The sequence below is a fragment of the Microbacterium sp. NPDC056234 genome, assembly GCF_042267585.1.
Taxonomy (GTDB): Bacteria; Actinomycetota; Actinomycetes; order Actinomycetales; family Microbacteriaceae; genus Microbacterium.
This window is the reverse complement of sequence record NZ_JBHJTE010000001.1, coordinates 1,123,385-1,146,404: the sequence shown is the minus strand read 5'-3', so window position 1 is coordinate 1,146,404 and position 23,020 is coordinate 1,123,385. Positions and strand designations below refer to the sequence as shown.

The following is a 23,020-nucleotide window of genomic DNA, read 5'->3' as shown; positions in this document are numbered from 1 at the left end:
CCATCGTGGCCCCGTTGTCCGAGGCACCGACCATGATGGAGACATGAGCGATGTGCTCGAGCGCTTCACGCCCGCGACCCAGGACTGGTTCCGCGGGGCATTCGCCGCGCCCACGCCAGCGCAGGCGGGCGCATGGGACGCGATCTCGGCGGGCAAGCACGCCCTCGTCGTCGCGCCGACGGGCTCCGGCAAGACCCTGTCTGCGTTCCTCTGGGCGATCGACAGCATCTTCCGCGAGCGCACGGCTGCGGCACCGGCGGATGCCGAAGACGAGGCCCCGCGAACGCGGGTGCTGTACATCTCGCCGTTGAAGGCGCTGGGCGTCGATGTCGAGCGCAACCTGCGCTCCCCGCTGGTCGGCATCGGACAATCCGCGCGCCGCCTCGGCATCCCGGCGCCATCGGTCACCGTCGGAGTGCGCTCCGGAGACACGACGTCGAGCGACCGTCGCAAGCTCGTGTCGAATCCGCCCGACATCCTCATCACCACTCCGGAGTCGCTGTACCTCATGCTCACCAGCCGCGCCGGAGAGACGCTCCGCGGTGTGCACACCGTCATCATCGACGAAGTGCACGCCGTCGCCGCGACCAAGCGAGGAGCTCATCTGGCAGTGAGCCTCGAGCGCCTGGACGCCCTCAGACGCGCTCGCGGCGCCGAGTCGCCGGCGCAGCGCATCGGGCTCTCGGCGACGGTACGGCCCATCGACGAGGTCGCCCGGTTCCTCGGCGGCGCTGAGCCGGTCGAGATCGTCGCACCGCGGGCGACGAAGACATTCGAACTCGGTGTCGTCGTCCCGATCCCCGATATGACGAACCCACCGGCGCCCCCGGGGGCACCGGATCCGATGGCCCAGGGCGACGCGGAGTACACCGAGGTCACCGGCTCGGTCTGGCCGCACGTCGAAGAGGCGATCGTCGACCGCATCCTGCAGAACAACTCCACGATCGTGTTCTCGAACTCGCGTCGACTGGCCGAACGCCTCACCGGCCGGCTCAACGAGATCTACGCCGAACGCAGCGGAGAGAGCCCCCCGCCGGCACCGGCCAGGCGGGTCCCCGCGGCGATGCCGGCTCAGGGCGGCACGACATCCGGTGCCGATCCGGTGCTCGCCAAGGCCCACCACGGCTCGGTCTCCAAAGAGCAGCGTGCCCAGGTCGAAGAGGAGCTGAAGTCCGGCGTCCTGCGCTGCGTCGTCGCCACCAGCAGCCTCGAACTCGGCATCGACATGGGCGCGGTCGATCTGGTGATCCAGGTCGAAGCCCCGCCCTCCGCGGCATCCGGCCTCCAGCGGGTCGGACGCGCCGGGCACCAGGTCGGCGAGATCAGTCGTGCAGCACTGTTCCCCAAGCACCGCGGCGACGTGCTGCACACCGCGATCGTGACCGAGCGCATGCTGGCGGGGAAGATCGAGGCGATCTCCGTGCCGCGCAATCCGCTCGACATCCTCGCCCAGCAGACGGTCGCCGCATGCGCGATCGATCCGATCGGCGTCGAGGACTGGTTCGAGACCGTGCGCCGCTCGGCACCGTTCCAGGCTCTGCCGCGTTCGGCCTATGAAGCGACGCTCGACCTGCTGGCCGGTCGCTTCCCGTCCGACGAGTTCGCCGAGCTGCGCCCTCGCCTCGTCTGGGATCGGGATGCCGGGACGCTCACCGGCCGCCCTGGCGCGCAGCGCATCGCGGTGACCAGCGGCGGGACGATCCCCGACCGCGGCCTGTTCGGCGTCTTCGTCGCGGGCGAGACGACCGGAGCACGGGTCGGCGAACTCGATGAGGAGATGGTCTACGAGTCCCGCGTCGGCGACGTGTTCACACTCGGCACGACGAGCTGGCGCATCGCCGAGATCACTCATGACCGCGTCAACGTGATCCCCGCGTACGGTCAGCCGGGGCGGGTGCCGTTCTGGCACGGCGACGGCATCGGCCGCCCGTTCGAACTGGGCGAAGCGCTGGGCGCGTTCTCGCGCGAGGTGTCCTCCGCCGAACCGGCGAAGGCGACGCAGCGCCTCATGGACGCGGGTCTCGACGCGATGGCTCGCGACAACCTCATGGCGCATCTCACCGAGCAGCGTGAGGCGACCGGCACGCTTCCCACCGATCGGACTCTGACGGTCGAACGCGGGCACGACGAGGTCGGCGACTGGCGCATCATCCTGCATTCCCCGTACGGCATGAAGGTCCACGCGCCGTGGGCGCTGGCCATCAACGCCCGCGTCAGGGAGCGTCTCGGCGTCGAGGGTTCGGCGGTCGCGAGCGACGACGGCATCATCGTCCGGATCCCGGATGCCGAGACCGAGCCGCCCGGTGCCGACCTGTTCGTGTTCGACCCGGATGAACTCGAGCAGCTCGTGACAGAGGAGGTCGGCGGCTCGGCGCTGTTCGCCTCGCGCTTCCGCGAGTGCGCAGCGCGGGCGCTGCTCATGCCCCGGACGAATCCGAACCGCCGCTCGCCGCTGTGGCAGCAACGGCAGCGCAGCGCCCAGCTGCTCGAGGTGGCCAGGCGCCATCCCACCTTCCCGGTGATCCTGGAGACGCTGCGCGAAGTGCTGCAGGACGTCTACGATCTGCCGTCGCTGCGCAGGCTCGCGACGTCGATCGCCGATCGTCGCGTGCGCCTCGTCGAGACCGAGCCGGCCCAGCCCTCGCCGTACGCCCGTGACCTGTTGTTCGGTTACGTCGGCGCGTTCATGTACGAGGGCGATTCTCCGCTGGCCGAGCGGCGCGCGGCCGCGCTCTCGGTCGATCCCGCGCTGCTGGGCGAGCTGCTCGGCACGGTCGAGATGCGCGAGCTGCTCGATCCCGAGGTGATCGCGCAGTTCGAACGCGAAGCGCAGCGGCTCGATCCGGACCGCCGCGCCCGCGGGCTCGAGGGCGTCGCCGACCTGCTGCGGATGCTCGGCCCGCTGGACGCCGCGGAGGTCGCGGACCGGCTGGAGGCCACCACCACGGCACCGGAGTCCGAAGCGGCCGCTCACCTCGATGCCCTCGTCACCGCACGGCGGGCGATCCCGGTCACGATCGGCGGCGTGCCGCGCATCACGGCGATCGAGGACGCAGCGCGTCTGCGCGATGCACTCGGCGCCGCGCTGCCCACCGGCATCCCCGTCGCCTTCCTCGAGCCGGTCGCCGACCCGCTGGGCGATCTCATCGCACGGCACGCGCGTACGCACGGGCCCTTCACGACGGATGCCGTGGCAACCAGGTTCGGCATCGGAACGGCCGTGGCCCGGCACGCCCTGCAGCGACTCGAGAGCGCAGGACGCCTCAGCAGCGGATACTTCCTGTCCGCGGCGGAAGCCGCTGACGACGCAGGGCCGGAATGGTGCGACACGGAAGTCCTGCGCCGCCTCCGCATGCGCTCGCTCGCGGCGATCCGGGGCAGCGTCGAACCCGTCGAACCGGCGGCCTTCGCCCGCTTCCTGCCCGACTGGCAGCACCTCTCGCGCCCGGTGGAGGGCCTCGACGGCGTCCTCAGCGTGATCGAGCAGCTCGCAGGTGTCCCGATTCCGGCGAGCGCCTGGGAATCGCTCGTGCTGCCGTCGCGCGTCAGGGACTACTCACCCGCACTGCTGGACGAGCTCACCGCGAACGGCGAGGTCATCTGGTCCGGGCACGGGACGCTGCCGGGCCGCGACGGCTGGGTGTCTCTGCATCCCGTCGACCTCGCACCGTTCACACTTCCCGAGCCCGACGAGACCGAGATCGCCGCCGATTCGCTCGAAGCGCGTCTGCTGGGCGCACTCGGGGCCGGTGGGGCGTCCTTCGCCACGCACCTGCGCGACCGCGTCGGAGCCGAGAACGAGCAGTCGGTGCTCGATGCGCTCTGGGCGCTGACCTGGTCGGGGCGCGTCACCAACGACACGTTCGCCCCGGTGCGGCAGCTGCTCGCCGGCGGTTCGCAGGCGCACAAGGCCGTTCGCCGCGCTCCCCGTGCGCGCACCTACCGCGGAGTCTCGTTCACGGGCGCGGCATCGCGCCCGACCATCACCGGCGGGCGCTGGTCACTGCTGCCGGCCGGCGAAGCCGACGCCGCACGGCGCGCGACGGTCACGGCGGGGTTGCTGCTCGACCGGTACGGCGTCGTCACCCGAGGCTCCGCGCAGTCCGAGGGCGTCCCCGGCGGTTTCGCGCAGGTGTACCGCGTGCTGGCCGGGTTCGAAGAGGCCGGACACTGCCGACGCGGCTACGTCATCGAGAAGCTCGGCGCCGCGCAGTTCGCGGCGTCGAACACCGTCGATCGTCTGCGGACGTTCGCGGGCCTCACCGATCCCCCGCCGCGCCATGCCATCACCCTGGCCGCCACCGACCCGGCGAACCCGTACGGGGCCGCTCTTGCGTGGCCGCGACGCGACGGAGTGACGCACCGGCCAGGGCGCAAGGCCGGCGGACTGGTCGTGCTCGTGGACGGTGCCCTCGTCCTCTACCTCGAGCGCGGCGGGCGCACGGTGCTGGCGTTCGGAGAGGACGACGAAGCGCTGCATGCCGCAGCATCCGATCTGGCGACGACATCGCGCGCCCGCCGACTGGAGACCCTCACCGTCGAGAAGGTCAACGGCGATCCGGTGTACGGCACGGCCTTCGCGATCGCGCTCCAGGAGGCGGGATTCGTCGCGACGCCCCGCGGCTACACTCTGCGCAAGGCGATCTGACGGCAGCAGCGCCGACCCGCGCGAACGCGCGCATGGCAGCGTGTCCGCACCGCCCTCTACGCTGGGAGCATGCTGCGCGAGTTCGGGATCGGCGTCGGGATGCTCCTGAAGGGGTTCCGGTTCTGGCGCACGCGGCCGCGGCTCATGGCCCTGGGCCTGATCCCGGCTGTCATCGCGTTCCTCCTGCTCGCCGCCGCACTCGTGCCGTTCGGCTTCAGCCTCGGCGTCGTCACCGACTGGGCGACGCCGTTCGCCGACGGATGGATCAGCCCCTGGCGCGAGGTCCTTCGCGTGAGCCTCGGCATCGTCCTCTTCATCGCCGCTCTCGCGCTGGCCGGGGCCGTGTTCACCGCGCTGACGCTGACGATCGGCGACCCGTTCTACCAGCGGATCTGGCGTGGAGCGGAGCGCGAGTTCGGCGGCGATGAGCCGACGGGTGAAACGGGATTCTGGACGACCGTCGGCGAGGGCCTCCGACTCATCGCGCTCGGCATCCTGGTGGCGCTGCTGACGCTGGCGATCGGATTCATCCCGCTCGTCGGCGGCTTCCTCGCCGGTGCCACCAGCATCGTGCTCACCGGCCGTCTGCTCGCCCGCGAGCTCACCGGTCGCGCGTTCGACGCGCGCGGCCTGACCGCCTATTCGCGCTCCGAGGTCCTCCGAGTCAGCCGCGCACGCGTGCTCGGCTTCGGCGTGGCGACGCAGCTGTGCTTCATGGTGCCGCTCGGCGCGATCGTCACGATGCCGGCGGCTGTCGCCGGGTCGACCGCGCTCGCTCGTTCGCTCGTGGAACGTGCCGCGGTACCGGTGCTGACACCGACCCCGCCGGCGGCCCCGGGTCCGATCCCCGGCCCGGTGCCGATGCAGACCCGGGCTCCGGCACCGCCCTCGATGCCGGCCCCGGCGTCCCCGCCACCGAGCTCTGATGCCTGAGGGCGACACCGTCTTCCGCACGGCGCGCCGATTGCACGAGGCGCTGGCCGGTCACACGGTGACGCGTTTCGATCTGAGGGTTCCACGCTTCGCCACTGCCGATCTCACCGGCCGGACCGTCCGCGGCTGCGTGGCCCGCGGCAAGCACCTGCTGCTGCGCATCGGCGATGACACGCTGCATTCCCATCTGAGGATGGAAGGCGCCTGGCACCTGTACGCGCCGGGGCAGAAATGGCGGCATCCGGCGTTCCGAGTGCGCGCGATCGTCGGCACCGCTCGCCGCGAGGCCGTGGGCGTCGACCTCGCCGAGGTGGAGCTCATCGCGACACGCGATGAGGATCAGCTCGTCGGGTATCTCGGTCCCGACCCGCTCGATGCGCAGTGGGATGCCGCGGAGGCCGCCCGGCGACTCGGCGCGGACGAGAGAAGCATCCATGTGGCCCTGCTCGACCAGCGCAATGTCGCCGGCTTCGGCAACGAGTACGCGGCCGAACTCCTGTTCCTGCGCGGCATCCTGCCCACCACGCCGGCCCGGGTCGTCGACGTCGACGCGCTCCTCGCGCTCGGATGCCGCGTGATCCGAGCGAACCGCGACCGGCCGGACCGCACGTTCACCGGCGTCGCACGACGCGGCGAGACGGACTGGGTCTACGGACGCGCCGGTCGGCCGTGCCGGCGCTGCGGAACGCTCATCCGTCGCGGCGAGCAGGGCGCGGATCCCACCCGCGAACGCGTGACCTTCTGGTGTCCGAACTGCCAGCGGTGATCGCATCCCGATCCGGGAATGAATTCACGGGAGTCGTGGTTGTCCATATATCCGGGAGTCTCCGGAACGGGAGGAATCGTGGGCAAGAACTACATCGATATCGAGGACGACCAGGGCGCCACGCTGCGATACCGCAAGCATGCCAACGGCCGCGGCCTCGTCGCGCACGGCGCGACGGTGCACCCGATGGCCGTCATCGAGGCCGGCGCCTATATCGAACCCGGCGCGCGCATCGCCGCGGGGGCGAAGATCGCCCGCGGCGCGTGGATCGAGCCGGGTGCCGTGATCGGCGAGAACGCGTCGATCGACGCGCACGCGCACATCGGAGAGGGAGCAGCCGTCGGCGCGGGGGCGCACATCGGCGTCCGCACCGAGGTCGGCGCCGGCGCACGCATCGTGCGCGGCTCGCGCATCGGCGACGACGAGACCGTCGCCGCGGGCCTCACGATCGCGACCGACCGCAAGGGACTCTGGCTGGCGGCCTGATCGGCATTCCCCCGAGAAACCCTCTCCGGCGCGAGACACCACCGCCGTCGTGGTTTCTCGGCGGCAGTCGGTGACGCGCGGCGCGGGCGAGTAGCCTGAAGGACGTGGCGAAAGCGGGAAACGGCGGGCGGAACGGTCGCGCAGGCGGAAGCCGGCGGACCGTCAGCAAAGGAACGCCCGTCCGAACCGGCAAGGGAGCGCCCACGCAGAAGAAGTCCACCAGGGGCGCGCAGAAGAACACCGCGCCCGCGAAGAAGTCGGGCACGCCCGCACCGACGGACGCCCGGTATGACGCCCCGGCATCCGAACCGCGCACGTTCCGCCTCGGAGCGATCCCCGGGGCGACCCCCGGGAAGTGGATCGACGCCTGGAAGCAGCGCATGCCGGACGTCGCGCTCGAACTCGTCCCGATCCTCTTCGCCGACCAGCGCACCGCGTTGGAGGAGTTGGACGCCGCACTCGTCCGGCTTCCGATCGAGGATGCCGATCTGCACGTGATCCGCCTCTACGACGAGGTTCCCGTGGTCGTGGCATCCGCTGAATCGCATCTGCTCGCGGCGGACGAGCTCGAGCCATCCGATCTGGACGGCGAGGTGCTGCTCGCATCGGACGAGGACGTCCTGGAACTCGATCTCCCCGGCACCACGGCATCCGCATACGGCGCGGTTCCGACGACGGCCGACCTGATCGCCACGGTCGCGACCGGCGCGGGGATCGCCGTCGTCCCGATGTCGCTCGCCCGCCTTCACCACCGCAAGGATGTCGACTACCGCGTGCTGCGGGACGGCCCCGTGTCGACCGTCGCGTTCGTCTGGGCGCGTGAACGCAGCACCGACGACGTCGACACCTTCGTCGGAATCATCCGGGGTCGCACCGCGCGCTCCTCGCGCTGACGTGTCACCGTCCGTCATCGGCTTCGGCGCGCGCGTTCCGACTGGCTAGAATCGCCGGATGGCCTCGCTTCTCTACATCAGCGTGCGCCCCGAGCTGGCCGCGGCGGATGCCGAGTACGCGTCGTTCCGCCGAGGCCTCGGCGTCGACGAACTCGACCGCCTGGATCTGATGGCCACCCCGCTGGATGCCGAGGCCATCGACGCGCATCGCGGAATCGTGATCGGCGGCTCCCCGCTCAATGTCACCGACCCCGCGCCCACGGCGCTTCAGCGCCGGGTCGAATCCGACCTCGAGCGCATCGCCGCGGCCGCGATCGACGGTCACATCGCCGCGCTGTTCACCTGTTACGGCATCGGCGTCGTGACCAGGATGCTCGGCGGCACCGTGACGCTGGAGCATCCCGAATCCACAGCGGCGGTGAAGATCCGCGCGACTCCCGCCGCGCGCCAGGACCCGCTGTTCGGCCCGAGCGGCCCCGAGCTCACGGTGTTCACCGCGCACAAGGAATCCGCCACCGAGGTCCCGCCGGGCGCCGAGCTGCTCGCCATCGGCGAGGCCTGCCCCGTGCAGGCCTACCGGGTCGGCACGCACCTGTACGCGACTCAGTTCCACCCGGAGCCCAGCCCGGCGGACTTCGCCGAGCGCATGACGTTCTACCGCACCAAGGGATACTTCGACGCGAACGCGTTCGACGCCGTGCAGCAGCGGGTGCTCGCCTCCACCGTCACCGAGGGCGAAGCCCTGCTGTTCCGCTTCGCCGCGACCTTCGCATAGCGGCCCCGCCGGCCCGGCCACCGCCAGGATCAGGTCAGCAGGGCGATCCGCTCGCGCAGGTATGCCTGCAGCGGCATGTATCCGCCGGCGTTGGACCATTTCACCTGCGGGATCCCGTCGATCATCGCCAGCGGCCCGGAGGCTCCGCCTGCCTCCACGGCCTCCAGATCGATCACGCTCCACCCGATATGGGCGACTTCCCCCTCGCGGAAGCCGCCGCGCAGTGCCCACTCCCGACGCGCCGCGCGTTCGCGAGCCGACTCAGCCGTGTAACCGCGCCGTCCGGCATCCGCGGCGCGCAGCACCTCGGCCGTGGCCAGTACCGCATCGTCCGTGAGCAGGAGAACGCCCACGTGCCATGCCTCGCCCACGCGGACGATGCGGTCCCCGCGGAACCGCGAGCGCTTCTCCTCGCCGAGCCCCTCCTTCGGCACGCCGACCAGCTCTCTTCGAACGTGGTCCAGCAGTGCGCGCGCCGACATCACAGCTCGCTGACCGGCTTGTTCTTCTCGGCTTCGGCGAGCGTGGCGCTGTCGCCACGCAGCGACATCGCGATGAGCGGATACAGCAGCACCGACAGCATGCCAGCCCCGACGAGCGCCGCGGCGACCCCGGAATCGAGCATCCCCTGCTCCACCCCGATCGCCGTCACCGCGACGATGATCGGCAGCCCCGTCGCCGAAAGCAGCGCCAGCGCCGACCGTTCGCGCACGCTCGCGCCCGCGGGTGCCGAGAACTGCGCTGCGGCACCTCGGAACAGCAGCAGCGCGACGAGGAAGACGGGCACGAGCGCCATGGCCTCCGGCGACGCGAGCAGCGCATCCAGGTCGTAGGTGATGCCGGTGTAGAGGAAGAAGATCGGCACGAGGAACCCGAACGCGATCGCCTCGATCTTGCTCTCGATCTCCTCGGCGTCCTCCTTCGGCGCGCGCGCCATGATGATGCGCCAGACCGCGCCGGCGACGAACGCGCCGAGCAGCATGTCCAGCTCCAGGACGACGCTGAGTGCCACGAGCGACGCGATCAGCAGCAGCACGAAGCGGATCCCGAACTGGTCGGAGGTGTGCAGCGTCGCGCGCAGGAACGCGTGCAGGCGCCCATGCGGTGTGCGCTGCGCGAAGAAGACGACCGCGGCGGCGAGCACGACGAACGTCAGCAGCACCGCGGTGGCGACCCAGGTCGTCCGCGTGCTGAGGAAGATCGAGATGGCGATCAGCGGCAGGAACTCGCCGACGGCCCCGATCGCGGTCACGGTGCGACCGAACGGCGTGTTCAGCTCTCCCGCATCCCGCAGGATCGGCATCAGCGTACCGAGGGCCGTCGAGCTCAGCGCGATGCCGATCACGACCATCCCCTCGCCGGGAGCGAAGAAGAACCCGAGCCCGATCCCGAGGACGACGCTCATGACCCAGCCCAGCGACGCGCGCACGAGCGGCTTGCCTGCCAGCTTGCGGAAGTCGATCTCCGAGCCGGCGACGAAGAACAGCATCGCCAGGCCGAACTCGCTGAGCTTCTCGAGCACTTCGCCGGCATCGACCCAGCCCAGCAGAGCGGGCCCGATCAGGATGCCCAGCACGAGCTCGAACACGATCACCGGAACACGCAGCACCGGCCGCACGCCCTTCGCCAGCAACGGCGCCAGTACGGCCATCAGGGGGACGAGGACGAGTCCTGCTTCGCTCGGGTTCACGCCTGTCAGATTATCGGCCCGCCCGCTGACGGGTCAGCCGATTCCGGGCGCCGTGCCCGGCGATTCGTCGCCGCCGCCATCGACGGGGCAGAATCGACGCAGACCGTTGCAAGGAGCATCCATGTCCCAGCCCGATACCGCCCGTCTGCTCATCGCGTGCGACGACCAGCCAGGAATCGTCGCCGCCGTCGCCGGCGTGCTGGCCGAGCACGGTGCGAACATCATCTCGCTGGATCAGCACTCCACCGACTCGGAGGGCGGACGCTTCTTCCAGCGCACCGTCATTCACCTGCCTGGTCTCTCGGCCGCACGCCCCGTACTGGAGGCCTCCATCCAGCAGGTCGCGGACCGATTCGGCATGGAGTGGTCGCTGCACGACGTCTCGCGCCGCAAGCGCGTCGCGATCTTCGTGTCCAAGTACGACCACTGCCTGATGGAGCTGCTGTGGCGCGCGCAGCGCGGGCAGCTCGACATCGACATCACGATGGTCATCTCCAACCACCCCGACCTGGCGGAGTCCGTGCGCAGCTTCGGCGTCCCGTTCGTGCACATCCCGTCCGGTGACAAGCAGGTGATGGAGCAGCGCCAGCTGGAGCTGCTGCAGGGCAACGTCGATCTCGTCGTCCTCGCGCGCTACATGCAGATCCTCACCGACTCGTTCATCGAGCAGCTCGGTGCACCGGTGATCAACATCCACCACTCCTTCCTGCCGGCCTTCATCGGCGCGAACCCCTATGCCAGGGCCAAGGATCGCGGCGTGAAGCTCATCGGCGCCACCGCGCACTACGCCACCGCTGACCTCGACGAGGGCCCGATCATCGAGCAGGACGTCACACGCGTCACGCACTCGGAGTCCGCCGCCGAGCTGCAGAGCCGCGGCGCGGACGTCGAACGCCTCGTGCTCGCGCGGGCCGTGCAGTGGCACGCCGAAGACCGCGTGATCGTGCACGGCCGGTCGACCGTCATCCTGTAGCGCCCCGGCCCGATCCTGCGCACACCTCCTGATCTCAGGAGGCCGGCAGTCCCGTCACGAGCTCGTCGAACACCTCGGATGCCGTGTCCCACCGCGCCAGCGACGCGGACTGACCGAGCCAGAGCGACTGCAGCTCACCGAGATTCTGCTGCCCCGCCGCTGTCCGGAATCGTCCGGTGAGCCAGTTCTGCATCGGGAACGGTGCGATCGTCCCGCTGGCCTCGATCGCTCGCACGACCCGGTTGCGGGCGCCTCGTGCGAGTCGCCCGCTCATCGCTCGGGTGAGCACGCTGGCGTCGGCCGACGTGCTCCGGATCGCCGCGCGGTGCGCGTCGGTCGCCGCCGATTCGCTGGTCGCGAGGAACGCCGTCCCCACCTGGACCGCCGAGGCTCCGAGGGCGAACGCGGCCGCGACACCGCGGCGGTCGGCGATGCCGCCGGCGGCGATGACGGGCACGCGCACGGCATCCGCGACCTGCGGAACCAGAGCGAACGTGCCGACCAGGGATTCCTCGGCGGAGCGCAGGAAGGACACCCGGTGGCCTGCGGCCTCCATGCCCGTCGCGACGATCGCGTCCACTCCGCCGGCCTCCAGCGCGAGCGCCTCGGCGACCGTCGTCGCCGTCCCGACGACGCGAATGCCTCTGCTGCGCGCCTGAGCCATGATGGCCTCCGACGGCACGCCGTAGACGACGCTCAGCACTGCGGGCGCGACATCCCAGATCGCGTCGAGCTGCTCGTCGAGCGATGGCAGGTAGCGCTCGGGGCGTGCCGGCACCTCGACCCCGACGGCCTCGTAGAACGGCTGCAGCGCCTGCGCGAACACCGCGTGCTGCGGTCCCGGTTCGGCCTCGTCCCCCACGGGAAGCCAGATGTTGAACGCGAACGGATGCTCGGTCCTCTCCCGCAGCTGCACGGCCGTCTGCCGGATACGTTCGCCGTCGTACCCGTACAGCCCGTACGAGCCCAGGCCCCCTGCTTCGCTGACGGCGGCGGTCAGGTCGACGGAGGACAACCCGCCGAAGGGTCCGAGGACGATCGGATGCCGGATGCCGAGAAGCTGCGCGAATTCGGTCATGCTTCGAGGCTACGCCCGTCGGGACGCATCCGGCCCGGCCGGGAACGGGACTGTCAACCCCCTCTGCCCCGAGGCCGTCCCGACCTACCGTCGGAGCCAGGAGGTCACCAATGAGCACGCACCCGCACACGCCCACCACCACCCACGACGCCTGGGGCGCCGGAGACCCGCATCTGCGCCTCACGAACGGGGAGGACCGCCTGGTCTATCACCTGCGCGACGACATCGTGCGCATCGGCTCTGCGGCCGGCAATGAACTCGTCCTGCCCGACGGCGATCCGGTGCACGCCACGATCACGCACGACGAGCGCGATGAGTACGTGCTCACGCTGCACGGCCCCGGCGAGACGAACGCGGCATCGCTGGATGCCTCGGGCGAGCGCACCCAGATCCTGCGCACCGGAGCGAGTTTCACGGTCGGTGAATGGGAGCTGGTCTACGGGCGCGAGGAGTCCGCCGATCATGGACGTCCGTACGGCGGACGCCAGGGCGGCGAACTGTCCGATCAGGACCTCCAGCCGCCTCGACCCGACTACACCGCCGATGCCGAGGATGACCAAAGCCGACGCACCGACACTGCCACCGCCCCTGAGGACCCGACGACGGCCAACGCGTCGGGGCAGGGCGGCTCGGCGGACGGCGGCGAGCGGTCCAGCACGACGCGACGACTGGCCGGTGACAAGCAGGGCGCGACCGCACCCGATGAGGACGGGGAGTCCGACGAGCCCTGGAGCTGACCGCTATCCGGTCGCCGAGCCGATAGGGGTACCCTCGATGACATGGCGGGAATGATCGAGCAGCTGATGGCCTTCGTGCTGTCCGCGCTCGGGCTCGCCGCCCTGCCGGACATGGCCGCCCTGGGACTCGCCGTCGCGATCATCGCGGTCGCGGCGCTGATCGTCGCCATCGCGATCATCGCGCCCCGCGCCGGGAAGGATTCTCCCCCGCATCCGCTGCGCGCCATCGATGCATCGACGCTGCTGTCGCAGAGCGATCCGGATGCCGCCGGGCACCCGCGTCCACGAGCGCCGGGAGTCGTGCGCGCCGTGTGACCCGTCCGTTCGCGTCGGGACACGGCTTCCGCCGACCCTCCCGACGCATCGAACGGACACATCATGGACCCCTTCTCCTTCCCTCCCCTCGCGGCGCTCCTCGACGCCGCCTACGGCGTTCTGGTCGGCCTCGCCGACTTCTTCGAACCCTTCGCCGGCGCGTCGGCGGCCGCACTCGCGGTCGTCGTCGTCACGCTGCTCGTGCGTGCGCTGCTCATCCCGGTCGGGATCTCCCAGGCCAAGGCGGAGCAGACCAGGGCGCGGCTCGCTCCCCGGCTCCGCGACATCCAGAAACGGCACAAGAAGAATCCGGAGCGGCTCCAGCGCGAGATCATGCAGCTCTACCAGGACGAGAACACCTCTCCGTTCGCGGGGTTCCTCCCTGTGCTGCTGCAGGCACCGATCGTCGGCATCCTGTACACGCTGTTCCTGCGCACCGAGATCGCCGGGCACCCGAACGAGCTGCTTTCGCACGACCTGTTCGGCGCTCCCCTGGGCACGGGCCTGGTGCACATGCTCGCCGTCGGGCCCTTCTCCCCGCCGACCCTCGCTGTCTTCGCCCTTCTCGTCGCGATCATGGTGGTCGTCGCCGAGATCACCCGGCGGGTGTTCCGGCCGACGCCCGCCGACGATGCGCCGCTGTCGTCGCCGGGGATGCTGCGGATGGTGAGCGCTCTGCACCATCTGACAGCGGTGTTCGCGCTCTTCGTCCCGCTCGCGGCGGCGCTGTACCTGACGATCACGGTCGTCTGGACGCTGGTGCAGCGTGTGGTCCTTCGCCGACGATATCCGTTGCCGGTCTGATCTCTAGTCGGGGCGGATGCCGCGGTCAACCCTGTTGAGCACGGCATCCCCCGCACGGATGCTGGGCTCATGCACGACCGAGCTGTTCACCGTCCCGTCCGTCGACGTGCGGCCGCCGCTGTGATGGCCGGCACGCTCACGATCGCCCTGACCGGATGCCTGGGCACCGTGCCCGCCGATCCGGACGGGACCCTCGATGGCGCGACCGGCGAGACGCTCCGGATCGGCGTGAGCTTCGAGCCGGACGTCGCCGAGGCCGGCGCAGCGTCCGACGACGCTCCGCATGGTCCGCTCGTCGACCTGGCGGAGGACTACGCGGATTCGATCGACGCCCGCATCCTGTGGGTCCCCGCGGGGGAGGAGACGCTCGTCGGGATGCTCGAGGAGGGCGACATCGACCTGGCCATCGGCGGGTTCAGCGACACGACGCCGTGGTCCGAACGGGTCGGAACGACGAGAGGATACGCAGATCTGCCCGGTCTGCACGACCGCACCGTCGTGTGGCTCGTCCCCGCAGGGGAGAACGCTCTGCTGTCCGACATCGAACTCTTCCTCGACCACGAGGCCGGATCATGACCCGCCCGGATCCGCACCGGTTCGGACGGACCGACCTGCCACCGCAGCAGCGGCGTGCGCTGCGCTCGGCGATCCGCTGGGAATGGTTCACGATCGGCTATACGACCGTGACGATCGTCCTCGTGGCGTTCGTGGTCGGCGGCTCGCAGTCGATGCGCACGGCGTGGATCGAGGACATGCTGTCCCTGCTCCCCCAGATCGCCTTCCTGATCGCGCTGCTGCTCGTCCGGCGGCGCCCCAGTGTCGACCACCCGTACGGGCGTCATCGCGCGATGGGCGTCGGTCACATCGTCGCCGGCGTCGCCCTGGCGACGGTGGGGCTCAACCTGGCGTTCGAAGCCGTCAGCGGACTCGTCACGCAGGATCATCCGACGATCGGTACTGTGCAGCTGTTCGGCCAGACGATCTGGCTGGGCTGGCTGATGGTGGGCGTGATGAGCGTCATCGTGGTCGGGCCGGTGTTCTTCTACGGCCCGGCCAAGGCGCGCCTCGCACCGCTGCTGCACAACAAGCTCCTGTACGCGGATGCGGACATGGCCAAGGCCGACTGGCACACCAATGCCGCCTCGATCGTCGGCGTGCTGGGGATCGGACTCGGCGTGTGGTGGCTGGACGGTGCGGCAGCCCTGTTCATCTCGGTCGGCATCGTGCGCGACGGCGTCAGGAACACGCGATCCGCCGTCCGCGACCTCATGGATCAGCGGGCACGGACGTACGACGACGAGGCCCCGCATCCGCTCGCGGCCGACGTCGTGCAGTACCTGCGCGGGCTGGTGTGGATCCGCGACGCAGCCGTCCGGATGAGAGACGAAGGGCAGGTGTTCCACATCGAGGCGTTCGTGCGACCCCATCGCAAGCGGGTTTCGCTGACGAAACTGCGCCGCGCTTCCGAGGGCATCGCGGGGCTGGACTGGAAGGTTCAGGACGTCGTCGTCATCCCCGTCGAGCAGCTTCCGGACGAGGCCGACCGCACAGAGGATGCCTCAGCGAGCGGTGCTCGCTGAGGCATCACCCTCCGGTCCCTCCGGCTGCTACCTCTCCGGCGGGAAGTGCGGGATCTCGAACGGTCGCGTCGAACGGTCCTCCGCGGCGGCCGCCACTGCGGCATCCAGGTCGGCGAGCAGCTCCTTCAGATCCCGGTAGCGCGACCGATGCGGGCAGGGGCTGCGCAGCCAGAGAACCTCGATGGCACCGAGCTCGCTCTTCTCCGCATACGCCACGAGTCGTGCCGCATCGGCATGACCGCGGGTGGCATCGCAGATGCGCCAGCCTGCGCGCCCGAGCGGAACGATCTCCCACGAGGGAGTGGCGGATGACGGAGGGTCTGTGGGGGCCACGATGCTCACAGTGCCTTCCCCCCGGTCACGGCGAGAACCGCACCTGATGTGTACGACGACTCCGCCGACGCGAGATACACGTAGGCGCCGGCGAGTTCCGCCGGCTGGCCGGCGCGCCCCAGTGGCGTGTCGGAACCGAACTCGGACACCTTCTCCTGGTCCCAACCGGTGGACGGGATCAGCGGGGTCCAGATCGGCCCTGGCGCGACGGCGTTCACCCGGATGCCGCGTTCGCCTGCCTCCTGCGCGAGAGCCTTCACGAACGCGACCTGGGCGGCCTTCGTCATCGCGTAGTCGATGAGACCTGGCGACGGCTCTGCCGCCTGGATCGATGCCGTCACGATGATCGATGCCCCTGCCTCCATCGACGGATACGCCGCCCGTGCGGAGTACATGAGACCGGCGAGGTTCGTGTCGAACACTCGGCGCATGTCCTCCGTCTTCAGATTCGCGAAACCGCCGACGTCGTGCTGGTACGCGGCGTTCAGCACCAGCACGTCGAGACCGCCGAGTGCGCGGCGTGCCTCGACCACGGCATCCGTCGCGAACCGCTCCTCCCGGACGTCGCCGGCCAGGCTCAGGCCCTTCCGGCCTGCATCGCGGACGAGGTCGAGTGTGTCGTCGGCATCCTCCTGCTCCTGCGGCATGTGCACGATCGCGACGTCCGCGCCCTCGCGGGCGAAGGCGATCGCGACGGCGCGTCCGATGCCGGAGTCGCCGCCCGTGATGAGGGCGCGACGCCCGGTCAGTCGACCATGTCCGACATAGCTCTGCTCGCCGTGATCGGGCGTCGGTCGGGTCTCATCCGTCTGCCCCGGCTGCGCGTCCTGGGACTGCGGAGGGAACGGGCCATCCGTGTGCGCGTAGCGGGGGTCTTCGGCAATGCGTGTCATCATCATCCTCGCTCTGGGGAAACGGTGGGAAGGTCGTCACCGACCCTCTCCCGGATCCCGCAGGAGAACCAGGGGGTTGACACTGACTGGCCAGTCGTCCTTCGCGTGCGTGAGCGCTCGCGCGCGACCTGTCAACGGGGCTGACGGCCCGATACCCGTGCGCGACGGTGGGAGTCCACCAACCGAAGGAGTCGGACATGTCAGGCACGCGAGCCATTCCTGAAGAAGAACTTCCTTTCCCTCCCGAACGCGTCGAGCAGCGGGATGCCGAGAACACCGATCCCGCAGATGCCGAAGCGACGCCGGGTGGCGAGGCGATGGACGACGATCCGGCGGACGAAATGGACGACGATCCGGCGGACGAAGAAGAGCAACCCGAGACGCAGGGGGATGAGCCCCTCGAGGCCGACCTCGGAGAGGACGGTCAGGGCGACCTGTCGCCCGAGGACGAACCGGATGTCCTCGCCGCAGATCTGGCGCGAGAGGATGCGGCGCCCGCAGACCTCCGCGACGAGGCACCATGAGCAGGGTCGGCGACCGGCGTCGACGCGCCGATCAGGAGCGACGGGCGTTCGTCCCCACGCGCCGCAGCCAGCGGAATCCGTAGCCCTCCAGGTCCAGCATCAGACGCCCGTCCGTCAGATCGAGCGGCGCATTGGACAGCAGGTCGGCGACCGTCGCGTCGTCGTCGGAGTCGGGGATGTCGATCTCCACGCGGCGCGCCCCCTCCGCGAAGTTGTGCACAGCGACGAACACGACGCCGTCCGCCCGGCAGGCGTGAGCCAGCACCGCAGCGTCGCCGGTCTCGAGGATCGACAGCTCGCCCCATGCGATCTCCGGCGCCGACTTGTAGCGGGCGATGAGAAGGCGGATGAACGACAGCAGCGAATCCGGATCGCGCAGCTGGTCGTGCACGTTGATGTGCTCCGGCGCGTATCCGTTCGGAGGCATGGCGGGCACGCGCGAGGGCCGCGCTGTGGAGAATCCGCCGGCGCGAGAGGCGCTCCACTGCATAGGAGAGCGAACGGCGGCCCTGTCCGACAGCCCCGGAATCTCCCCCATCCCGATCTCCTCGCCGTAGAACAGCGTCGGCGCCCCCGGGAGTGAGAACAGCAGGCTGTACGCCTGTCGGATCCGGCGCGGATCGCCGTGCAGCATCGGCGCCAGTCTCCGGACGATCCCTCGTCCGTAGACGCGTTGGCGCTCATCGGGCGCGAGCGCCTCGAAGATCTCCGTCTGCTCGGTCTCGTCGAGCTGCTGCAGTGTGAGCTCGTCGTGGTTGCGCAGGAACATCGCCCATCCGAAGCGCCGATCGACCGTCGGTCGGTGACCGAGCGTCTGCGCCAGGGGCGTCGCATCCTGACGCACCAGCGAGAGGAACACGGCCTGCATGGTCGCGAAATCGAACTGCAGTTCCAGCTCGGTGCCCTCCGTGCCGAAGTACGCCAGTTGCTCCTCGTGAGGGAGTGCGACCTCGCCCAGCAGCACAGCGCCGGCCCGTCGACGGCCGATGAAACGGCGCAGTTCCCGCAGGAACCCGTGCGGGTCGGTCTCGTCCGCCGCACCGGGCGCCGCGATGAGGAACGGGACGGCATCCACTCGGAAGCCATCGACGCCGAGCTCCGTCCAGAATCCGATGACACGTGCGATCTCGGCCCGCACGGCAGGCTCGGCGAGATTCAGATCCGGCTGATGCCGGTAGAAGCTGTGCAGGTAGTACTGGTCGGTGCGCTCGTCGTGCTCCCAGACGCCGTCCTCCTCCCCGGGGAACACCGTCTTCTGCGCAGTCCGCGGCGGGCGGTCGCGCCATACGTAGTAGTCGCGATGCTTCGAGGAACGCGATCGTCGGGCGGAGCGGAACCACGGATGCCGGTCCGAGGTGTGATTCACCACGAGGTCCATGATGACCCTGATGCCTCTGTCGTGCGCGATCCGCAGCAGCTCGACGAAACCGCCGAGGTCGCCGAGGCGTGGGTCGACCCCCGTGAAGTCGGTGATGTCGTACCCGTCGTCGAGGTCGCGCGTCGGCTGGAACGGCATGAGCCAGAGGCACGTCACCCCGAGCTCGGACAGGTAGTCGATGCGGTCGCAGAGTCCCTCGATGTCACCGACGCCATCGCCATCCGAGTCCTGGAACGTCTCGATGTCGAGGCAGTAGATCACCGCGGTCCGCCACCACAGATCGCTGGTGTCGGCAGGTCTCACAACAGCCTCCGCAGTGCGGGAAGCAGTTCGCTCTCGCAACGACCGAGGAACTCGGTCTGATCCGCACCGACATGATGCAGGTAGATGCGGTCGAACCCGAGCGCGACCTCGGCTATCCGCTCGGCGAGATCCGGCGCCGAATCCGAGATCAGCACCGCTGAGCGCAGCTTCTCCTCGGTCGGGTCTGCGAGCGCCTCGAAGTCCTCCGGCTGCTCGAGCTCCCACATCCGGTCGGCGGGCGCCGTCGCGTGCGACCACTGGTCACGGGCGAGCGCGAGCGCCTCGGCATCCGAATCGGCGAGACTCACGTGGATCTGGATCGCCAGCGGGCCACCGCCGGCGGCGTCCCGATAGGCCTCGCGCGTCTGCGCCACGGCGGTCGGATCTGCACCGACCGTGATCAGTCCGTCGGCCCAGGAAGCCACCTCGGCTGCCGTCTCGGGGCTCACCGCCGCCGCCAGCAGTTCAGGCGGAGCCTCAGGTCGGCTCCAGACGCGCGCCTCGTGCACCCGCACCTCCCCGTGGTGCTCGACGCGCTCACCGGCGAGCAGCGCACGGATCACCGCCGCGCTCTCGCGCAGGCGGAGGTCTCGCCGTTCCTTGTCCGGCCACTCATCCCCGGTGACGTGCTCGTTGAGAGCCTCGCCGCTTCCCAGAGCGGCCCAGAAGCGGCCGGGGAACAGCATCGCGAGCGTCGCCGCGGCCTGCGCCGTGATCACCGGGTGGTAGCGCTGCCCCGGCGCCGTGACCAGCCCGATGGGGAACTGCGTCAAGGCCAGTGCGGCGCCGATCCAGCTCCACGCGTACCCTGATTCACCCTGGGCGCGCGACCACGGAGCGAGATGGTCGGAGCACATCGCACCGTCGAAGCCGACGGTCTCCGCATCCCGGACCGCCTGCAGCAGCTTCGCCGGGCCGATCTGCTCGTGCGAAGCGTGGAACCCGATGAGGACCATGTGCGCTCCGGGTCAGAAGGCGAGGTCGGGATCGGCGCCGACGCGGTTCCCGCCACCGCCGCCCTCCATGAGCTCCTTGAAGCGCTTGAGGTCGGACGATGCCGCCCGCTCGTCGAGGTTGAGCAGTGCTCCGGCCTTCTCCGTCAAGGTCTCCGGCACCCAGCCCATCTCGAGTTCGACGCGTGTGCGCTCGGCGTCGATGGGCGTGAACTGCACCACGCCGGTATGAACCTTCTCACCCTCGCTCGCCCAGGCAATGCGCTGATTCGGAACTGCTTCGGTCACGACGGCGTCGAACTCGCGCTCGACCCCACCGACGTTGACCACCCAGTGCGTCCGGTTCTCACTCAGACGCTCGATACTCTTCACCATCGACATGTAATGCGGCATGTCCTCCAACCGCGCCCACTGGTCGTACACCGCACTCGCCGGCGCTTCGACCTCGATCTCTGCCCTGATCACCTCGGTCATTCGGCTCGTCTCCTTCGTCTCGTCGTCTCGGGTGCCTCACTCTATGGATGCCGCGTCCCCTGCCGTCTCGGGGTTGACCTCGCCGGGTCAGGCGCGTACGGTGCCGTCGCGCCTGAACGGGTCCCGCTCGGACGGAGCCCCGATGCGCAGGTTCGACACGGTCCGGGGGTAACGGTTCACCTGGCCGCCGTCAATCCCCTGCGCCCGCCGGCACCTCGCCTCTACCGTGAACGACATGAGCGATGTCACGGTCTTCGCGCCGTCCCCGACTCTGACCATCACCGTCGAGGACCACCCGCAGGGCTCCGAGATCCACGTCCATGCCGGTGGGCAGGGCGTCTGGCAGGCCAGGATGCTCCGGCGTCTGGGTTGCGAGGTCACGATGTGCTGCGTCCTCACGGGCGAGATCGGCAGCACTCTCGGTCACCTGCTCGAGGACGAAGGACTGCGCGTCATGGCGGTGGAGCGCGCGGGTCGAGGCTCGGCCTACGTCCACGATCGCCGTGAAGGGAAACGGGTCGCTGTCGCCGAGGAGCAGGGCGACCCGCTCGGACGTCATGAGCTCGACGACCTCTACACGCGGATGCTGGATGCCGCGTCGCGGTCGCGCGTCTCGATCCTCAGCGGACCCGCCGGCGACGCGACCGTCCCCGCCGACATGTATCGACGTCTGGCTTCCGACCTGCGAGGCGACGAGCGCCGAGTCGTGGCGGATCTCGCCGGCGATCGGATGCAGGCGGTCATCGCCGGCGGAGTCGACGTCCTCAAGGTGAGCCACGAGGAGCTCACGGACGACGGACTCATCGACGACGACTCCACCGATGCCATCCGTGCCGCGATGCGCGCGCTGCGCTCCGACGGTGCGCGGTCGGTCATCGTGACGCGCTCGTCGCAGCCGCTGCTGCTCATGGACGAGTACGGAACGGTCGAGGTGTCGCTGCCGGCCTTCGCCGAGGCGGAGACCCGAGGCGCGGGCGACTCGCTCACGGCCGGTGTCGTCGCCGGGATGGTCCGCGGCGAACCGCTGCGGCGCGCGATCTCGCTCGGAGTGGCGGCGGGGGCCCTCAACGTCACCAGGCACGGGCTGGGCACCGGCGACGGATCCGCGATCCGCGCGCTGCGCGATCGCGTCCATCAGCGCACGATCGACGCCGACGAAGCGCCGATCGCCGAAGAGCGCACCAGCCCGGACGGGCTCGCGGCGCGCGCGACGCCCCAGGAGGACTCATGACCCGCGTGCTGGTCACCAACGACGACGGCATCGATGCCCCCGGGCTGCAAGCGCTCGCCGTCGCAGCCGTCTCGGCAGGCTTCGATGTGGTCGTGGCAGCACCGGCGAAGCAGTCCAGCGGGTCGAGCGCATCGATCCTGGCGGAGGAGGCGGATGGTCGGATCCGCATCGAGAAGCGCCGATTGGAGGGCCTGGACGGCATCGCTGCTCACGCCGTGCACGGCGGCCCGGGCCTGATCGCCCTGATCGCCGCGCGCGGCGCGTTCGGCGACCCCGCCGAACTCGTCCTCTCGGGCGTGAATCACGGTGCGAACGTCGGTCGTGCGATCCTGCACTCCGGAACTGTCGGCGCCGCACTCACGGGCGGACTCGGCGGCACCTGGGGCATGGCCGTCTCGCTCGACGTCGGGATCGAGCCGATGGCGTACCACTGGCGCACCGGCGCCGACGCTGCGCTGCGGCTCGTCCCGCAGCTGATGACCCGCCCGCGGGGTGCGGTCGTCAACGTGAACGTGCCGAACGCGGCAGAGGTGCGCGGCTTCGTCGAAGCCCCTCTCGCCCCGTTCGGTATCGTCCAGACCACGCTCATGGAAGCCGACGAGCACTACGTGCGTCTCGCGGTGGAGGACCTGCCCCTCATCCCCGCCGAGGACAGCGATGCCGCGCTGCTCGCCGACGGCTGGGTCACCGTCACGGGAATCGATCCGGTCAGCAGCTGCGCGTTCCCGCTCCCGGAGGAGTTCTCGGGTCAGAGCGCAGGGTTGTCCGCCGTCACCGGTTCGCCGCCGTCGGCCGGCTCCGGCACGAGATAGAGCCCGCCCGGCGAGTTCGCTGTGAAGGCAAGAGCCTCGATCCAGGCACGATTGATCGCGGGCGAACGACTGCCGTAGTACTTGAACACGAGCGCGCTGGACGCGTGCACCCACACCGTCGTCCTGCCGCCGCCGACGCTGGCGTCCTCGCGCCAGGAGAACGGAAAGGGCTCGCCTCTGCGCAGCTTCGCGCTGACGACCAGCTGGATATGCGTGAGGGCACGGTCCTCGATCTCGACCTTGACGCCACCCTCATAGATGAACTTGCCCATGCAGCAGCATCCTCTCTCATATGTCGAGCCCGATCGGAGCGGGCTCTGCTGAAGCGCGTCCCCGTCGACAGCGTATCCCGCGGGGGCGGATTCCGATGCGCTCGGCATGCCGAGCGCCGCGAGTCACTCCTGCCTCCGCGTGTCAACCCCCGTCGAAGGTCGGGCGGGC

Annotated in this window: 24 protein-coding genes; 15 read left to right on the top strand and 9 right to left on the bottom strand. The window is 70.0% G+C overall.

Annotated features, from left to right (window positions below):
* The first annotated feature begins 43 nt into the window (after positions 1-43).
* The 6 genes from ACFCYE_RS05415 to ACFCYE_RS05390 all read left to right on the top strand — a co-directional run bounded on the left by ACFCYE_RS05415 (position 44) and on the right by ACFCYE_RS05390 (position 8,501).
* Entirely contained in the window at positions 44-4,648 is a 4,605-nt protein-coding gene (locus ACFCYE_RS05415; protein ID WP_376176970.1) for an ATP-dependent helicase, read from the top strand.
* A gap of 69 nt (positions 4,649-4,717) precedes the next feature.
* Complete coding sequence (locus tag ACFCYE_RS05410; protein ID WP_376176968.1) at positions 4,718-5,581, top strand: EI24 domain-containing protein; 864 nt, start codon at positions 4,718-4,720, stop codon at positions 5,579-5,581.
* Complete coding sequence (locus tag ACFCYE_RS05405) at positions 5,574-6,347, top strand: DNA-formamidopyrimidine glycosylase family protein (protein ID WP_376176966.1); 774 nt, start codon at positions 5,574-5,576, stop codon at positions 6,345-6,347. The genes ACFCYE_RS05410 and ACFCYE_RS05405 overlap by 8 nt, the downstream gene beginning before the upstream one ends.
* A gap of 78 nt (positions 6,348-6,425) precedes the next feature.
* Complete coding sequence (locus ACFCYE_RS05400; RefSeq protein WP_376176964.1) at positions 6,426-6,833, top strand: transferase; 408 nt, start codon at positions 6,426-6,428, stop codon at positions 6,831-6,833.
* A gap of 104 nt (positions 6,834-6,937) precedes the next feature.
* Positions 6,938-7,726 (top strand): LysR family substrate-binding domain-containing protein, encoded by a 789-nt coding sequence (locus tag ACFCYE_RS05395; protein ID WP_376176962.1) that lies wholly within the window; start codon positions 6,938-6,940, stop codon positions 7,724-7,726.
* A 58-nt stretch (positions 7,727-7,784) separates the two neighbouring features.
* On the top strand, positions 7,785-8,501 hold the full coding sequence (locus ACFCYE_RS05390) for a GMP synthase (RefSeq protein ID WP_376176961.1): 717 nt from the start codon (positions 7,785-7,787) through the stop codon (positions 8,499-8,501).
* A gap of 29 nt (positions 8,502-8,530) precedes the next feature.
* On the opposite strand, the gene ACFCYE_RS05385 is transcribed toward ACFCYE_RS05390, so the two are convergent.
* A complete protein-coding gene (locus tag ACFCYE_RS05385; protein ID WP_376176959.1) occupies positions 8,531-8,983 on the bottom strand; it encodes a glutaminase in 453 nt (150 codons plus the stop codon).
* Positions 8,983-10,191, bottom strand: coding sequence for a cation:proton antiporter (locus tag ACFCYE_RS05380; protein WP_376176957.1), 1,209 nt, complete (start codon positions 10,189-10,191; stop codon positions 8,983-8,985). Before ACFCYE_RS05380 ends, ACFCYE_RS05385 begins: the two co-directional genes overlap by 1 nt.
* A gap of 121 nt (positions 10,192-10,312) precedes the next feature.
* Here ACFCYE_RS05380 and purU point away from each other — a divergent pair, with 121 nt between their 5' ends.
* Positions 10,313-11,164 (top strand): formyltetrahydrofolate deformylase, encoded by an 852-nt coding sequence (gene purU / locus ACFCYE_RS05375; protein ID WP_376176955.1) that lies wholly within the window; start codon positions 10,313-10,315, stop codon positions 11,162-11,164.
* A gap of 34 nt (positions 11,165-11,198) precedes the next feature.
* On the opposite strand, the gene ACFCYE_RS05370 is transcribed toward purU, so the two are convergent.
* Complete coding sequence (locus tag ACFCYE_RS05370; protein ID WP_376176953.1) at positions 11,199-12,242, bottom strand: NAD(P)H-dependent flavin oxidoreductase; 1,044 nt, start codon at positions 12,240-12,242, stop codon at positions 11,199-11,201.
* Positions 12,243-12,352: 110 nt separating this feature from the next.
* On the opposite strand from ACFCYE_RS05370, the gene ACFCYE_RS05365 reads away from it, so the two are divergent.
* The 5 genes from ACFCYE_RS05365 (at position 12,353) to ACFCYE_RS05345 (ending at position 15,678) form a co-directional block, all read left to right on the top strand.
* Positions 12,353-12,979 carry an FHA domain-containing protein gene (locus tag ACFCYE_RS05365; protein ID WP_376176951.1) on the top strand — a complete coding sequence of 209 codons (627 nt, stop codon included), beginning with the start codon at positions 12,353-12,355 and terminating at the stop codon, positions 12,977-12,979.
* Between the two features lie 42 nt (positions 12,980-13,021).
* Positions 13,022-13,294, top strand: a complete 273-nt coding sequence (locus ACFCYE_RS05360) for a DUF6412 domain-containing protein (protein WP_376176949.1) — start codon at positions 13,022-13,024, stop codon at positions 13,292-13,294.
* A gap of 63 nt (positions 13,295-13,357) precedes the next feature.
* The gene (locus tag ACFCYE_RS05355; RefSeq protein WP_376176947.1) at positions 13,358-14,098 is read left to right on the top strand and encodes a YidC/Oxa1 family membrane protein insertase; all 741 of its coding nucleotides are present in this window, start codon (positions 13,358-13,360) and stop codon (positions 14,096-14,098) included.
* Positions 14,099-14,167: 69 nt separating this feature from the next.
* Positions 14,168-14,674: a hypothetical protein gene (locus ACFCYE_RS05350; RefSeq protein WP_376176945.1), complete on the top strand. Its 507-nt coding sequence runs from the start codon at positions 14,168-14,170 to the stop codon at positions 14,672-14,674.
* Positions 14,671-15,678 (top strand): cation transporter, encoded by a 1,008-nt coding sequence (locus ACFCYE_RS05345; RefSeq protein WP_376176943.1) that lies wholly within the window; start codon positions 14,671-14,673, stop codon positions 15,676-15,678. The genes ACFCYE_RS05350 and ACFCYE_RS05345 overlap by 4 nt, the downstream gene beginning before the upstream one ends.
* Positions 15,679-15,705: 27 nt before the next feature.
* Here the strand turns inward: ACFCYE_RS05345 and ACFCYE_RS05340 are convergent, their stop codons facing one another.
* Together ACFCYE_RS05340 and ACFCYE_RS05335 are read right to left on the bottom strand one after the other, a co-directional pair.
* On the bottom strand, positions 15,706-16,020 hold the full coding sequence (locus ACFCYE_RS05340; protein ID WP_376176941.1) for a hypothetical protein: 315 nt from the start codon (positions 16,018-16,020) through the stop codon (positions 15,706-15,708).
* Positions 16,017-16,904, bottom strand: coding sequence for an SDR family oxidoreductase (locus ACFCYE_RS05335; RefSeq protein WP_376177147.1), 888 nt, complete (start codon positions 16,902-16,904; stop codon positions 16,017-16,019). The genes ACFCYE_RS05340 and ACFCYE_RS05335 overlap by 4 nt, the downstream gene beginning before the upstream one ends.
* Before the next feature lie 197 nt (positions 16,905-17,101).
* Here ACFCYE_RS05335 and ACFCYE_RS05330 point away from each other — a divergent pair, with 197 nt between their 5' ends.
* Complete coding sequence (locus ACFCYE_RS05330; protein ID WP_376176940.1) at positions 17,102-17,428, top strand: hypothetical protein; 327 nt, start codon at positions 17,102-17,104, stop codon at positions 17,426-17,428.
* Positions 17,429-17,459: 31 nt separating this feature from the next.
* Here ACFCYE_RS05330 and ACFCYE_RS05325 read toward each other — a convergent pair whose 3' ends face one another.
* Genes ACFCYE_RS05325 through ACFCYE_RS05315 form a run of 3 tightly spaced genes read right to left on the bottom strand, consistent with a single transcriptional unit; the run spans position 17,460 to position 20,536 of the window.
* Positions 17,460-19,109 carry an alpha-amylase family protein gene (locus ACFCYE_RS05325; RefSeq protein WP_376176938.1) on the bottom strand — a complete coding sequence of 550 codons (1,650 nt, stop codon included), beginning with the start codon at positions 19,107-19,109 and terminating at the stop codon, positions 17,460-17,462.
* Entirely contained in the window at positions 19,106-20,065 is a 960-nt protein-coding gene (locus tag ACFCYE_RS05320; RefSeq protein ID WP_376176936.1) for a TIGR03885 family FMN-dependent LLM class oxidoreductase, read from the bottom strand. Before ACFCYE_RS05320 ends, ACFCYE_RS05325 begins: the two co-directional genes overlap by 4 nt.
* A 12-nt stretch (positions 20,066-20,077) precedes the next feature.
* On the bottom strand, positions 20,078-20,536 hold the full coding sequence (locus ACFCYE_RS05315; protein ID WP_376176934.1) for an SRPBCC family protein: 459 nt from the start codon (positions 20,534-20,536) through the stop codon (positions 20,078-20,080).
* 235 nt (positions 20,537-20,771) lie between these two features.
* Between ACFCYE_RS05315 and ACFCYE_RS05310 the strand changes: the two genes are divergently transcribed.
* Positions 20,772-21,767, top strand: a complete 996-nt coding sequence (locus tag ACFCYE_RS05310) for a 1-phosphofructokinase family hexose kinase (RefSeq protein WP_376176932.1) — start codon at positions 20,772-20,774, stop codon at positions 21,765-21,767.
* Entirely contained in the window at positions 21,764-22,579 is an 816-nt protein-coding gene (surE, locus tag ACFCYE_RS05305; RefSeq protein WP_376176930.1) for a 5'/3'-nucleotidase SurE, read from the top strand. The genes ACFCYE_RS05310 and surE overlap by 4 nt, the downstream gene beginning before the upstream one ends.
* Here the strand turns inward: surE and ACFCYE_RS05300 are convergent.
* Positions 22,516-22,851 carry an ATP-dependent DNA ligase gene (locus ACFCYE_RS05300; protein WP_376176929.1) on the bottom strand — a complete coding sequence of 112 codons (336 nt, stop codon included), beginning with the start codon at positions 22,849-22,851 and terminating at the stop codon, positions 22,516-22,518. The two genes, surE and ACFCYE_RS05300, sit on opposite strands and share 64 nt — an antisense overlap.
* Between the last annotated feature and the right edge of the window lie 169 nt (positions 22,852-23,020).